11 protein-coding genes are annotated in these 13,362 nt (G+C 57.0%); 9 read left to right on the top strand and 2 right to left on the bottom strand.

Annotated features, from left to right (window positions below):
- Positions 1 to 9 precede the first annotated feature (9 nt).
- Positions 10 to 3,057 carry a formate dehydrogenase-N subunit alpha gene (fdnG, locus tag AB8818_RS02980; RefSeq protein WP_166711267.1) on the bottom strand — a complete coding sequence of 1,016 codons (3,048 nt, stop codon included), beginning with the start codon at positions 3,055 to 3,057 and terminating at the stop codon, positions 10 to 12.
- Positions 3,058 to 3,277: 220 nt separating this feature from the next.
- Between fdnG and yddG the strand changes: the two genes are divergently transcribed.
- Positions 3,278 to 4,156, top strand: a complete 879-nt coding sequence (gene yddG, locus AB8818_RS02985; RefSeq protein ID WP_192982183.1) for an aromatic amino acid DMT transporter YddG — start codon at positions 3,278 to 3,280, stop codon at positions 4,154 to 4,156.
- 475 nt (positions 4,157 to 4,631) lie between these two features.
- Complete coding sequence (locus tag AB8818_RS02990) at positions 4,632 to 5,741, top strand: porin OmpC (protein WP_061098128.1); 1,110 nt, start codon at positions 4,632 to 4,634, stop codon at positions 5,739 to 5,741.
- A gap of 49 nt (positions 5,742 to 5,790) precedes the next feature.
- On the opposite strand, the gene AB8818_RS02995 is transcribed toward AB8818_RS02990, so the two are convergent.
- Positions 5,791 to 6,735, bottom strand: coding sequence for a LysR substrate-binding domain-containing protein (locus tag AB8818_RS02995; RefSeq protein ID WP_166711269.1), 945 nt, complete (start codon positions 6,733 to 6,735; stop codon positions 5,791 to 5,793).
- A 170-nt stretch (positions 6,736 to 6,905) separates the two neighbouring features.
- Here AB8818_RS02995 and AB8818_RS03000 point away from each other — a divergent pair, with 170 nt between their 5' ends.
- Genes AB8818_RS03000 through AB8818_RS03030 form a run of 7 tightly spaced genes read left to right on the top strand, consistent with a single transcriptional unit; the run spans position 6,906 to position 13,357 of the window.
- On the top strand, positions 6,906 to 7,856 hold the full coding sequence (locus AB8818_RS03000; RefSeq protein WP_192982180.1) for a branched-chain amino acid ABC transporter permease: 951 nt from the start codon (positions 6,906 to 6,908) through the stop codon (positions 7,854 to 7,856).
- An 8-nt stretch (positions 7,857 to 7,864) separates the two neighbouring features.
- Complete coding sequence (locus tag AB8818_RS03005; RefSeq protein WP_192982177.1) at positions 7,865 to 8,971, top strand: branched-chain amino acid ABC transporter permease; 1,107 nt, start codon at positions 7,865 to 7,867, stop codon at positions 8,969 to 8,971.
- Complete coding sequence (locus tag AB8818_RS03010) at positions 8,968 to 9,735, top strand: ABC transporter ATP-binding protein (RefSeq protein ID WP_192982174.1); 768 nt, start codon at positions 8,968 to 8,970, stop codon at positions 9,733 to 9,735. The genes AB8818_RS03005 and AB8818_RS03010 overlap by 4 nt, the downstream gene beginning before the upstream one ends.
- Positions 9,728 to 10,447 (top strand): ABC transporter ATP-binding protein, encoded by a 720-nt coding sequence (locus AB8818_RS03015; protein ID WP_192982171.1) that lies wholly within the window; start codon positions 9,728 to 9,730, stop codon positions 10,445 to 10,447. Before AB8818_RS03010 ends, AB8818_RS03015 begins: the two co-directional genes overlap by 8 nt.
- A 28-nt stretch (positions 10,448 to 10,475) precedes the next feature.
- A complete protein-coding gene (locus tag AB8818_RS03020; RefSeq protein WP_192982168.1) occupies positions 10,476 to 11,633 on the top strand; it encodes a branched-chain amino acid ABC transporter substrate-binding protein in 1,158 nt (385 codons plus the stop codon).
- An 18-nt stretch (positions 11,634 to 11,651) separates the two neighbouring features.
- Positions 11,652 to 12,134 carry an L-2-amino-thiazoline-4-carboxylic acid hydrolase gene (locus AB8818_RS03025; RefSeq protein ID WP_116339718.1) on the top strand — a complete coding sequence of 161 codons (483 nt, stop codon included), beginning with the start codon at positions 11,652 to 11,654 and terminating at the stop codon, positions 12,132 to 12,134.
- Positions 12,131 to 13,357, top strand: a complete 1,227-nt coding sequence (locus AB8818_RS03030; RefSeq protein ID WP_192982165.1) for a Zn-dependent hydrolase — start codon at positions 12,131 to 12,133, stop codon at positions 13,355 to 13,357. The genes AB8818_RS03025 and AB8818_RS03030 overlap by 4 nt, the downstream gene beginning before the upstream one ends.
- Positions 13,358 to 13,362 lie beyond the last annotated feature (5 nt).

Consider the following 13,362-nt stretch of genomic DNA (forward strand, 5'->3'; position numbering starts at 1 on the left):
AATCGCTCCTTACGCTTTCTCGATGTTGACCAGAAACGCTTTGTACTCCGGCGTTTGCGAGTTGGAATCGCCGACGTTTGGCGTCAGGGTGTTGGCGATGTAGCCTTTTTGCGCAACGCCCTCAAAGCCCCAGTGCAGCGGGATACCGACAGTTTCTACCTGCTGGCCGTGCACATTCAGACTTTGCAAACGACGGGTGACCACCGCCACCGCGCGAATAAAGCCGCGCTTGCTGCTCACCTTCACACGGTCGCCGTTGGCAATGCCTTTCGCCTTCGCCAGCGTTTCGCTGATCTCCACAAACTGTTCCGGCTGCGCGATAGCGTTAAGCCGCGCGTGCTTGGTCCAGGTATGGAAATGCTCGGTCAGGCGATAGGTCGTTCCGACATACGGGAATTTGTCCTTTTTACCTAAGCGCAGCACGTCCTCTTCGTAGATCCGCACCACCGGGCTGGAGACCACGTTCGGGTGCAGCGGGTTAGTGCCGAGCGGCGTTTCCATCGGCTCGTAGTGTTCCGGGAACGGCCCTTCCGCCAGCTTGTTGAGGGCGAACAGGCGTCCCAGACCTTCCGGCTGCATGATAAACGGCCCGGTGTTGCTGCCTGGAGCGGCGGTGTTGTAGTCCGGGATGTCGTTCCCCGTCCACTTCGTCCCGTTCCACTGGATCAGCATCCGTTTCGGATCCCACGGCTTGCCGTTCACGTCGGCGGAGGCACGGTTGTACAGCACGCGACGGTTCAGCGGCCATGCCCAAGCCCAGCCCAGCGTGTTGCCCAGGCCTGACGGGTCAGCGTTGTCGCGGTTCGCCATCTGGTTACCCTGCTCCGTCCAGCTGCCGGTGTAGATCCAGCAGGATGATGCCGTGGTACCGTCGTCACGCAGCAGCGCGAAGCTGTTCAGCAACTGGCCTTTCTTCGCCACCAGGTTGCCGTTGGCGTCGTAGAGATCTGCCAGCGCCACGCCGTTGTTCTCTTTCGCGACTTCCTCAGACTCAGGACGATCCGGCTGCTTGTAGTGCCAGCTCATCTTCAGCAGCGGCTCAGCGCCTTTGCCGCCTTCAGTGCGGTACATTTCGCGCAGGCGATGGTAAATGCCAGCCAGGATTTCGCCGTCGTTACGCGCTTCGCCCGGCGCGTCCTGCCCTTTCCAGTGCCACTGCAGCCATCGGCCGGAGTTGGCAATAGAGCCGTCCTCTTCCGCAAAGCAGGTAGATGGCAGGCGGAACACTTCGGTCTGAATCGACGCCGGATCGACATCGTTTGACTCCCCGTGGTTCTGCCAGAAGGTGGAGGTCTCGGTCACCAGCGGATCGATAACCACCATGTACTTCAGCTTGCTCAGGCTGCGAACGACTTTGTTCTTGTCCGGGAAGGAGGCCACCGGGTTGAAGCCCTGGCAGATATAGCCCGTGACGTTGCCCTTATCCATCATGTTGAAATACTTGATGACGTCGTAAGCCTGGTCCCACTTCGGCAACCACTCAAAGCCCCAGTCGTTCTCCTTCTGCGCCGCGTCGCCGTAGAAGGATTTCATCAGGCTGACGTAGAACTTCGGATAGTTGCTCCAGTAGTTCACCTGATCCGGCAGCGTCGCTTTTGGCGTATTGGCCTCAAGATATGCTTGCAGATCGGCCTGCTTTTCAGACGGCAGCGTCAGGTAGCCCGGCAGGCTGGTGGAGAGCAGACCGAGATCGGTTAAGCCCTGAATGTTAGAGTGGCCGCGCAGCGCGTTCACGCCGCCGCCTGCCATCCCCATGTTGCCGAGCAGCAGCTGGATCATCGCCATGGTGCGGATGTTCTGCGCACCCACGGTGTGCTGCGTCCAGCCCAGCGCATACAGGAACGTGGTGGTTCTGTCGGCGGCGCTGGTGGAGGCCAGCACTTCACACACCTTCAGGAAGTCCGCTTTCGGTGTGCCGCAGATGTTCTCCACCACGTCCGGCGTATAGCGGGAAACGTGCTGCTTCAGCAGGTTCCACACGCAGCGCGGATGCGTCAGGGTTTCATCCCGCATCGCATAGCCGTTTTCGTCGAACTGATAGTTCCACGAGGACTTGTCGTACTGGCGTTTTTCAGCGTCATAGCCGCTGAACAGCCCGTCATCAAAGGCAAAATCATCCCGCACCAGCAGGTTCGCGTTGGTGTAGTGCTTAACGTATTCCGCGTTGATTTTGTTGTTTTCGATCAGGTACAGCAGCACGCCGGACAGGAACGTAATGTCCGTACCGGAGCGAATCGGCGCATAGATATCGGCCACAGATGCTGTACGCGTAAAGCGCGGATCGACGACGATAAGCGTCGCATCGTTGTTGTTTTTCGCTTCCATCGCCCAGCGGAACCCCACCGGATGGGCTTCAGCGGCATTACCGCCCATCACCACCACGACGTTAGCGTTTTTGATATCAACCCAGTGGTTGGTCATCGCACCGCGACCAAATGTTGGAGCAAGACTTGCTACCGTTGGTCCGTGTCAGACGCGTGCCTGGTTGTCTACCGCCAGCATGCCGAGAGAGCGCACAAATTTTTGTGTCAGCATGCCGGTTTCATTGCTTGCCGCAGATGCGCACAGCATCCCGGTAGAGAGCCAGCGGTTGACCGTTACGCCCTGCTCGTTCTTTTCAATAAAGTTGGCGTCACGGTCGGCTTTCATCAGTTTTGCAATACGGGAGAAAGCCTCATCCCAGGAGATACGCTGCCATTTGTCGGAGCCCGGCGCGCGGTATTCCGGGTAGCGCAGGCGGTTTTCGCTGTGGACATAGTCCAGCAGCCCCGCCCCTTTCGGGCAGAGTGCCCCGCGGCTCACCGGATGATCCGGATCCCCTTCAATATGGTAAATCGCTTCTCTGGCGTTCTTCGCGCCATCGCCCAGGCTATACATCAATAGCCCACAACCCACGGAGCAGTATGTGCAGGTGTTACGGATCTCTTTCGCACGCAGCAGCTTATAGTTGCGTGCCTGAGCCAGCGCCATTTTGGGAGCAAATCCCAGCATTGCGGCTGTGGTTCCGGCCATACCGCCCGCGCAGATTTTGAAAAATTGTCTGCGGCTGACGTCCATTGTTGTCCTCGTTATCTGATAAGACTTCGCGCCGCAAACTAACAGCAAAGTCCCTGTTTTTTTTGCGTCAAATCAAGGTCGCCTGACTTCGCCCCCTTAATAGTCACCGCTGCCGCGTTTGAATAATCCTTTAGGGTTAAACGCCTGAGAGAATAATTCGCGACAGGGTCAGGATTAATGCGATACATTTTTCCTTTGTTTTTTTAGCGATGAAGACGTAATGGACAGAAAGAGAGCAACGCTCACAGGACTGGCGGCAATACTGTTGTGGAGCACCATGGTGGGCCTGATTCGCAGCGTGAGTGAAGGGCTTGGGCCGGTCGGCGGCGCGGCGATGATATATACACTCAGTGGATTGCTTTGCCTGGTGACGGTAGGATTTCCTGATATTAAACGTTTTTCTCCCGGGTATCTTATTGCAGGCAGCGTACTGTTTGTCAGTTACGAAATTTGCCTGGCGCTGTCGTTAGGCTATGCCGCCACGCGAGCGCAGGCCATTGAAGTCGGTATGGTAAATTATCTCTGGCCGAGCCTGACGATCGTCTTTGCTATTTTATTCAACGGACAGAAATCAACGCTGTGGGTCATTCCCGGGTTAGCTATCGCGCTGCTCGGCGTGTGTTGGGTATTAGGCGGTGAGCAAGGGTTACATATTGATGAAATAACCCGCAATATCGTCTCGAACCCGCTCAGCTACGCGCTGGCCTTTGCGGGGGGATTTATCTGGGCCGCTTACTGCACGGTAACCGCTAAATTTGCCAGAGGCCAAAACGGTATTACCCTCTTTGTTTTGTTAACTGCGCTCAGCCTTTGGGTGAAATATTCTCTGAGCGATCAGCCGGAAATGGTGTTCAGTTTTCCGGTTATCGTGAAGCTCGTTATGTGCGGTATCGCGCTTGGGTTTGGCTATGCCGCATGGAATATTGGCATTCTGCACGGTAACGTTACGGTGCTGGCTGCCGTGTCCTATTTTACTCCCGTTCTCTCTGCCGCGCTTGCTGCCGTGCTGCTGAGTTCTCCCCTCTCTTTCTCGTTCTGGCAGGGTGCGCTGATGGTCTGCGCCGGGTCATTGCTCTGCTGGTACGCCACACGGAAATAGCGTCCGGATTTCTGCCGGGTGTGATTAAACCCGGCAGAAAATTAACATAAATTTAATATGTGATCGCACCAGAAAATATTAATCTGAACATTAGTGAGATCGTTTAGGTTCTGTTTATATTATCATCCTTTCGTAAATGCCACACACCTTAAATTGACATAACCTGACACCTGCGCGTAACTACTTCCCTGCGAATATTACCGTCCTTAATAGTAAGAAATGCAATGGTCCACGCCTCCGGAACCGTTTAAAAATAAATCCACGCCGATTAAATATTCGCCATCTCAAATTATCATGGCGTCATTAACCCGATCTCGATCACACTAAATGAAATTATTACTCATATTTTGAAACTTATTATTGAAAGGCAGCGACAAGATTTTTAAAAATAGCACGCCGTTGTCGAACAGCCTCGTATAGAAATTGCTCGCAATGGTTCAGGAAATACTGAAAAAAATTATAAGGAATATTTAAGATGAAACTTAAATTAGTTGCAGTGGCAGTCACTTCCATGTTGGCAGCAGGCGTTGTAAACGCAGCTGAAATTTATAACAAAGACGGTAACAAGCTGGATCTGTACGGTAAAGTGACAGGTCTGCACTATTTCTCTGATGACGCTGGCGCAGACGGTGATAAAACCTACATGCGTATCGGCTTCAAGGGTGAAACCCAGGTTAACGACCAGCTTTCCGGTTACGGCCAGTGGGAATACCAGATTCAGGGTAACAAAGATGAAGGCGACAACCAGTCCTGGACCCGTGTGGCCTTCGCAGGTCTGAAGTTCGCTGAAGCCGGTTCATTCGATTACGGTCGTAACTACGGCGTGATTTACGACGTGACCTCCTGGACCGACGTTCTGCCAGAATTCGGCGGAGACACCTACGGCGCAGACAACTTCCTGCAGTCTCGTGCAAACGGCGTAGCAACATACCGTAACCAGGACTTCTTCGGTCTGGTTGACGGCCTGAACTTTGCCCTGCAGTACCAGGGTAAAAACGGCAGCGTAAGCGGTGAAAACACCAACGGCCGCAGCCTGCTGAACCAGAACGGCGACGGCTACGGCGCATCCCTGACTTACGATCTGGGTGAAGGCTTCAGCGTTGGGGGGGCAATGTCCTCCTCCAAACGTACCGCTGACCAGAATGCGGCTGGCGTATACGGTGAGGGCGACCGCGCTGAAGTGTACAGCGGCGGCGTGAAGTACGACGCGAACAATATCTACCTTGCCGCGCAGTACTCTCAGACCTACAACGCGACCCGCTTCGGTACCTCTAACGGCAACCGCAGCGACATTTACGGTTTCGCAAACAAGGCGCAAAACTTCGAAGTTGTTGCTCAGTACCAGTTCGACTTTGGCCTGCGTCCATCCATTGCTTACCTGCAGTCTAAAGGTAAAGACATCGAGAACTTCGGCGACCAGGATCTGGTTAAATACATCGATGTTGGCACGACCTACTATTTTAACAAAAACATGTCCACCTACGTGGATTACAAAATCAACCTGCTGGACGATAACCAGTTCACTCGCCAGGCAGGTATCGGTACCGACAACATCGTTGCGCTGGGTCTGACCTACCAGTTCTAAACCTTGTTTGTACAAAAGCCAGCTGAATAAGCTGGCTTTTTTCTTCTCTTTACCCCGCAGACGTCTCCCCGCCCGCAGCCCTGCGAAGCCAGTTTTGCAGCAGCTTACCGTCCTCGGTCATCTCTGAATCTGTACGTACGCAGAGGTGATAGTCGCGCCCGTCATCGATGGGTAGGTCAAATATCTTCACCAGCTCACCGCTCTCCAGGTAAGGTGCGATCAGCGGCTCGCGCATTAACGCGCAGCCCAGCCCGGCCTGCACACCTGCCAGCGTCAACAGCCCGTCTTCAAACAGAGGGCCGCTGCGCCGGAGAGGACGTTTTACCCCCTGCAACAGAAACCACTGCGCCCACGTGGTGCGCTCTTCATCATGCAGCAGCGGCATTTGCAGCAGCTGCTCAGGCGTGTCGATATGGCCATGAATACGCAAAAACGTGCGGCTGCACACCGGCACCATCTGTCCGGAAATTAGCTTTTCACTTTGATAGCCCGCCCACTGACCGTTACCAAAACGAATCGACATATCCGACGCATCGCTCAGATAGTTACGATGGTTGGCATACACTACGTTGATCTCGGTCTGCGGATTCGCGCGCATAAAAGCAGGCAGACGCGGGATAAACCACCCCATGCCAAAGAGCGGGATCAGACTGATGGTGACCTGACGCGTTTGCGCCTGCTCAGCCAGATGCTCCGTTGCCTGGCGCAGCACGTTAAACGCCGCACGGATCGAGCGGTAGTATTCACGTCCGTGCTGGCTCAGCACCAGCCTTCGCCCCTGACGCTCCGTCAGTGGCATTTGCAGATAGCCTTCGAGCACCTTGAGCTGATGGCTGACAGCCGACGGTGAGATCTCAAGTTCCTGCGCGGCCAGCGTGACGCTGCCCAGCCGGGCAATGGCCTCAAAGGCACGTACGGCCCGAAGCGGTGGATCGTTTGCCAGGCGACTGTCTGCATAAGCAGACGCATCCGCTAATTGTTCTGTTTTATTCATATATTGATTTCTTTAGGCTTATCCGCCAAAAACAGGCTTACACTATCTTTATATAAATCATCAATATAAAGCAATATCGGTTTATCATAAGAAATAATATATGTGTATTTTACAATTTAATTCATTTATCGGATGGTAGCGGCAGAAGAAGCTCTTTGCGGGTACAAACGTTGGATACACTCATACAACAACTGATCAACGGCGTGATGCTGGGAAGCATTTACGCGCTGATCGCGCTGGGCTATACCATGGTGTATGGCATCTTGCGCATTATTAACTTCGCTCACGGCGATATTCTGATGGTCGGGGCGCTCACCACGCTTTCCGCCATTAACGCCCTGAACGCCACCTTTCCGCACATGCCGCTGCTGTTGCAGCTTGGTGTTGCCCTTGTGATTGCGATGGCCGTCTGCGCCCTGCTGGCCATGGCCGTTGAGCGCTTTGCCTACCGCCGGCTGCGCAACGCCCCGCGCCTGGCGCCGCTGATCTCGGGTATCGGCGTCTCCGTCCTGCTGCAAACCCTGGCGATGATTATCTGGACGCGCAACCCGCTGATGTTCCCGCAGATCCTGCCGATGGACCCTATCGCCGTCACATCCGGCAGCGAAGCGCATCCTCCCGCCATCATCACCGTCACCGGTATCGTCACCGTTGTCCTGGCGCTGGCGGTAATGACTGGGCTGTGGCTGCTGGTGGAATACACCCGCCTGGGGCGCGGCATGCGCGCCGTTGCGGAAAACCCACGCGTGGCAATGCTGATGGGGGTTAACCCAAACGCCATTATTACCCTGACGTTTGCCATTGGTGGCGTATTTGCCGCGCTGGCAGGCGTGATGATGGCGAGCAACTACGGCAACGCCAGCTTCTCAATGGGCTTTTTGCCCGGGATTAAAGCCTTTACCGCCGCCGTACTGGGGGGCATTGGCAACATTCGTGGCGCAATGGTTGGCGGCATCCTGCTCGGTATTATCGAAGCGCTGGGCGCAGGTTACCTTGGTGAACTAACCGATGGCGTATTTGGCAGCAACTATCAGGACGTCTTTGCCTTTATGGTGCTGATCCTGGTGCTGGTCTTCCGTCCGGCTGGCCTGCTGGGCGAGCGCGTGGCGCACAGAGCGTAAGGAATACCATGACAACACTTCAACTCCAGACCCCGGCAACAACGCGTAAATTCTGGTCAGGCATGAGCCTGTTCTGCCTTGCGCTGCTGGTTGCCCCCATGGTAGCCACGCAGCTGGGCGGCAACTACTGGGTGCGCGTTATCGACTTCGCCCTGCTCTACATCATGCTGGCGCTGGGGCTCAATATTGTGGTGGGCTATACCGGCCTGCTGGATATGGGGTTTATCGCCTTTTACGCGGTCGGGGCTTACCTCGCTGCGCTAATGGCCTCGCCACATTTGCTGGAGGTATTTCCTCTCCTCGGCGTCTGGTTCCCGGACGGGCTGCACACGTCATATCTGTTGATTATTCCGCTGGCTGCGCTTGTTGCCGCAGTCTGCGGCATTTTACTGGGTGCTCCCACGCTGAAGCTGCGTGGCGACTACCTGGCGATAGTGACCCTCGGATTTGGGGAAATTATCCGCATCCTGATGCGTAACCTCGACCGTCCGGTGAACATCACCAATGGTGCAAAGGGCATTACCGGGGTGGATACGCTGAATCTGTTCGGCCTGAAGTTCAGCGGCGTATACCACTGGTTTGGTTTCAAAGTGCCTGCCCTGTGGCTGTGGTACTACCTGCTGATGCTGGTCATTGTGGCGATTATTGTTGTCTGCCTGCGCCTGCAGCACTCGCGTATTGGCCGCGCCTGGCACGCCATCCGTGAAGACGAGGATGTGGCCCGCGCGATGGGCATCAACGTACGTAACTACAAGCTGCTGGCCTTTGCAATGGGCGCCTCTTTTGGTGGCGTGGCGGGCGCCCTGTTCGGCGCGTTTCAGGGCTTTGTCTCCCCGGAATCCTTCACTTTACAGGAATCCATTGCCGTGCTGGCGATGGTGGTGCTGGGCGGTATGGGGCACATTCCCGGCGTGATCCTCGGCGCGGTACTGCTTACCGCCCTGCCGGAACTGCTGCGCAGCCAGGCAGCCCCGATACAGCAGGCGCTGTTCGGCACGGTACTGATTGACCCGGAAGTGTTGCGTCAGCTTTTCTACGGCCTGGCGCTGGTACTGGTCATGCTGGTGCGCCCCTCTGGGATCTGGCCGGTACGCCACAAAGAGGTGAATACATGAGTCTGTTAACCGTGCGCAATATGTCAAAACGCTTCGGCGGCCTTACCGCCGTGGACGACGTTTCGCTCTGCGTAAATAAGGGTGAGATCTACGGACTCATCGGCCCTAACGGGGCGGGAAAAACCACCTGCTTTAACCTGATCACCGGGCTTTATCCGGCGGACAGCGGTGAGTTTTCTATTGCCGATAAGCCCTATTTCCCGAAGCACATTGAGAAAGTTACCGCCGCCGGGATTGCGCGCACCTTTCAGAACGTGCGCCTCTTTAGCAACATGTCGGTGCTGGAAAACGTGATGGTGGGCCGCCACGTGCGCACCCGTAACGGTCTGTGGGCCGCGCTGAGCCGCCACAGACGTGCACGCGAGGAAGAGAGGCAGACCCGGGAGCTGGCCTGGCACTGGCTGGAGTACACCGGTATTGCGAAGTTCGCCCACTACCGCGCCCGCGATCTGGCCTATGGTCACCAGCGCCGTCTCGAAATTGCCCGCGCGCTGGCAACGGAACCGCTGCTGCTGGCGCTGGACGAACCCGCCGCCGGGATGAACGCGGCGGAAAAAGTGGCGCTTGGCGAACTACTTACCCGTATTCGGGATGACGGTAAAACCCTGCTGATGATTGAGCATGACGTCAAGCTGGTGATGGGCATCTGCGACCGTCTGACGGTGCTCGATTACGGCAAAACGCTCGCCACCGGCACGCCGGAAAGCGTGCGTCGCGACCCGGCGGTGATCGCCGCCTGGCTTGGAGGCAACGCCCATGTCTGAATTACTGAAGGTAGAACGTCTGGACGTGCATTACGGCGGCATTCAGGCCGTACGCGATGTCTCCTTTACCCTTCACGAGGGCGAACAGGCTACGCTGATCGGCGCTAACGGCGCGGGGAAAAGCTCCACCGTGCGCGCCGTTACCGGGCTGGAAAGCTTTAGCGGCAGCATTGAATTCAGCGGTAAAGCGGTACGTAAACACAGCCCCGAAACCCTGCTCCGCGACGGTCTGGTCATGGTCCCGGAGGGACGCGGGCTCTTCTCCCGCATGACGGTACTGGAAAATCTGCAGATGGGTGCCTGGCTCAGGCGTGACACTGTCACCGTCAAGCGCGAGATGAACGCCATTTTCGAGCGCTTCCCGCGTCTGGGCGAACGTCAGCATCAGCTTGCCGGCCTGCTGTCCGGCGGTGAGCAACAGCTGCTGGCCCTTAACCGTGCCCTGCTCAGTCACCCGCGGCTGTTGATCCTCGACGAACCCTCGATGGGCCTTGCGCCGAAGATGGTAGAAAACATTTTTTCCGTCATCGCCGACCTGCGCGAGCGCGGCGTTGCCCTGCTTCTCATCGAACAAAACGCCCGTCTCGCGCTGGAAGTCACCGACAGCGCGTGGGTGATGGACAGCGGCAGCATCGTCCATCATGGCGAATCGAAAGCGCTGCTCAATGACAACCAGATTGCACAGATTTATTTGGGCGAAATGCCCGTTTAACAACACCAGCCAACATCAGGGAAATACAATGAAAACAGTAAAAATCAGTGCGCTTTGCGCCGCTATTCTGCTCGGTGGTTTTGTCTCTACCGGTGCCTGGGCCGCCGAAGGGGAAACCGTAGTTATCGGTCTGGCAGGCCCGCTCACCGGCCCGTCTGCCCGTATCGGTAAAGATCTGGAAAACGGCGCGCAGCTGGCTATCGATGACATCAACAAGCAGCACCCGACCATCGGCGGCAAAGCGGTGACCTTCAAACTGCAGTCCGAAGACGATCAGTCAGACCCGCGCACTGCCGTAGCCGTCGCGCAGCGCCTTGTGGACAGCGGCGTGGCAGGCGTGGTCGGCCACTGGAACACCGGCACCAGCATTCCTGCGGCCCGCATTTATCACGATGCGGGCATCGCCCAGGTGGCACCGGTCGCAACCGGCCATGCCTATACCAAACAGGGTTTTGACACCAGCTTTCGCGTGATGGGCCACGACGATGACGGCGGCCAGCTCGCCGGCCAGTACGCGGTCAACGCGCTGAAAGCCAAACGCATTGCGGTGATCGACGACCGTACCGCATTTGGTCAGGGTCTGGCGGACCAGTTTATTAAATCGCTGGAAGCGCAGGGCGTGAAGGTTGTCGATCGGCAGTACGTGGATGACAAAACGGTGGACTTCAGCGCCGTGCTGACCGCTATCCGGAGTAAAAACGCCGATCTGATCTTCTTCGGCGGCGTCGACAGCCAGGCTGCACCGCTGGCGCGTCGTATCAAACAACTGGGCATGAACGCCACCCTGATGGGCGCAGGCGGATTTGTCAGCCAGACGTTCCTGCAGCTGGCGCAGAAAGAAGGCGAAGGCGTGGTCGCGCTGGAGCCGGGTCTGCCGGTAGACGAGATGCCGGGCGGTAAAGCGTTCGAACAGGCGTACCAGTCACGCTACCACACCCATATCGAACTGCACGCCCCGTTCGCCTATGACGCTACCCGTGTGCTGGTTGCGGCGATGGAAAAAGCAGACTCCGTTGAGCCGTCCGACTATCTGCCCGCCCTGCGCGCTATCAGCTACGCCGGCGTCACCGGACAGATCGCGTTTGATAAAGAAGGTAACCTGAAATCGCCGTCTTTCACCGTTTACAAAGTTGTCGATGGCAAATGGCAGCCGCAGACCGTGCTGGGTGGCGCAAAAGCGAAGTAACGCAGTGAGGGCAATGTGATGAGTGATAATAACGAGCTGGGCATTCTCGCCCGCCGCAAAATTGAAGCAGAAATTATTAAGCCAATTTATGAAATTCTGGTGCGCGAGATAGGAAAAGCTCGCGCCCAGGCGGTCATTGGCGAGGCTATCGAGCAGGCCGCGATTGACGCAGGCAAAGCGTTTGCCAGCAAAGAACCCAACGGCGCGGACGTCAAGAGTTTCATCGCTCTGCAGTATCTGTGGGAAAAAGATAACGCGCTTGACGTGAAGGTGATCGACGCCGACGACCAGCAGTACAACTACAACGTGACCCGCTGCCGCTACGCGGAGATGTATCACGAAATGGGGCTGGGAGAGATTGGTCATCTGCTCTCCTGCGCGCGCGATGAAAAATTCATCGTTGGCTATGCGCCGGACGTAAAGCTGACCCGCACGACCACCATCATGCAGGGCGGTTCGTGCTGTGATTTCCGCTACCGCAGCAGTAAGGACAAGACATGATCCGCATTAACGCCGAACGGCTGTGGTCAACGCTTGAGATGATGGCGCAGATCGGCGGCACGCCCGCCGGTGGCGTGACCCGTCTGGCACTGAGCGAGGAAGATCGCATTGCGCGTAACCTGCTGCGCGACTGGGCGCTGGACGCGGGTTTCACCTGCGACATCGACAGCATGGGCACTATGTTTATCCGCCGCGCCGGGAAAAACCCGCAGCTTGCTCCGGTCATGACAGGTTCACATGTGGATACCCAGCCGCTGGGTGGTAACTACGACGGGGTGTACGGCGTGCTGGCCGGGCTGGAGCTGCTGCGTACCCTAAACGATCGTCACGTTGAGACTGAACGTGACGTTGTGCTGGTGAACTGGACTAACGAAGAAGGCGCGCGCTTTGCGCCGGCCATGCTCGCTTCAGGGGTCTGGACGGGACAATTTAGCGAAGCGTACGCGCATTCCCGCGCGGATAACGAAGGCATCACCGTGGGGGAAGCGCTGGACAACATCGGCTACCGGGGTGAAACCCCTGCCCGCGCGTTTCCGGTTCACGCCTGCTACGAACTACACATCGAGCAGGGCCCGATCCTGGAAGATGAAGCCGTCGATATCGGGTTAGTCCGTGCGGCAATGGGCCAGCGCTGGTTTACCCTCACGCTGGACGGATTCGCCGCCCATGCAGGCACCACGCCGATGCACAGCCGCCGCGATGCGTTAACCGCATTTGCCGATCTGGCGCTGAAGGTGGAAGAGATTGGCTATCGGCATGCGCCGGACGGACGCGCGACGATCGGTATGGCGCAGGTTACGCCAAACTCGCGCAACGTAGTGCCGTCTCGCGTGGTGTGCAGCGTGGAGTTCAGACATCCTGCCCGGGAGGCGCTGGAAGCGATGGAGACAGCGCTGCATCTGGCGGCGCAAAGCCTGAGCGCGCGGGGCGTAACGGCTGATGTGGAACGGATTTTTGACTACGCGCCGATTGCGTTTGATGCCGTATGCCTGGCCCGCACGGAGAAAGCACTAGCGGAACTGGGCTATTCGTCGAAATCCATGGTCTCTGGCGCGGGACACGACGCCTGCTACGTCAGCAAAGTCGCGCCTGCCAGCATGATCTTCATTCCCTGCGTGAAGGGTATCAGCCACAACGAAGCCGAGAAGATCCTGCCGGAGTGGGCAGAGAAAGGGGCAAACGTGCTGCTGCACAGCGTGCTTGCCGCCGCGCAGGACACATAAGCCGC

The organism is Enterobacter sp. KB-280D8 (genome assembly GCF_041399405.1).
GTDB lineage: Bacteria > Pseudomonadota > Gammaproteobacteria > Enterobacterales > Enterobacteriaceae > Enterobacter > Enterobacter cloacae_N.

What these genes read in the sequence shown, in the direction of transcription:
- AB8818_RS03010 (WP_192982174.1), top strand. Translation starts at nt 8,968, where the DNA reads ATGAGTCTGTTAACCGTGCGCAATATGTCAAAACGCTTCGGCGGCCTT.
- AB8818_RS03030 (WP_192982165.1), top strand. Translation starts at nt 12,131, where the DNA reads ATGATCCGCATTAACGCCGAACGGCTGTGGTCAACGCTTGAGATGATG.
- AB8818_RS03005 (WP_192982177.1), top strand. Translation starts at nt 7,865, where the DNA reads ATGACAACACTTCAACTCCAGACCCCGGCAACAACGCGTAAATTCTGG.
- yddG (WP_192982183.1), top strand. Translation starts at nt 3,278, where the DNA reads ATGGACAGAAAGAGAGCAACGCTCACAGGACTGGCGGCAATACTGTTG.
- AB8818_RS03015 (WP_192982171.1), top strand. Translation starts at nt 9,728, where the DNA reads ATGTCTGAATTACTGAAGGTAGAACGTCTGGACGTGCATTACGGCGGC.
- AB8818_RS03025 (WP_116339718.1), top strand. Translation starts at nt 11,652, where the DNA reads ATGAGTGATAATAACGAGCTGGGCATTCTCGCCCGCCGCAAAATTGAA.
- AB8818_RS02990 (WP_061098128.1), top strand. Translation starts at nt 4,632, where the DNA reads ATGAAACTTAAATTAGTTGCAGTGGCAGTCACTTCCATGTTGGCAGCA.
- AB8818_RS02995 (WP_166711269.1), bottom strand. Translation starts at nt 6,735, where the DNA reads ATGAATAAAACAGAACAATTAGCGGATGCGTCTGCTTATGCAGACAGT.
- AB8818_RS03020 (WP_192982168.1), top strand. Translation starts at nt 10,476, where the DNA reads ATGAAAACAGTAAAAATCAGTGCGCTTTGCGCCGCTATTCTGCTCGGT.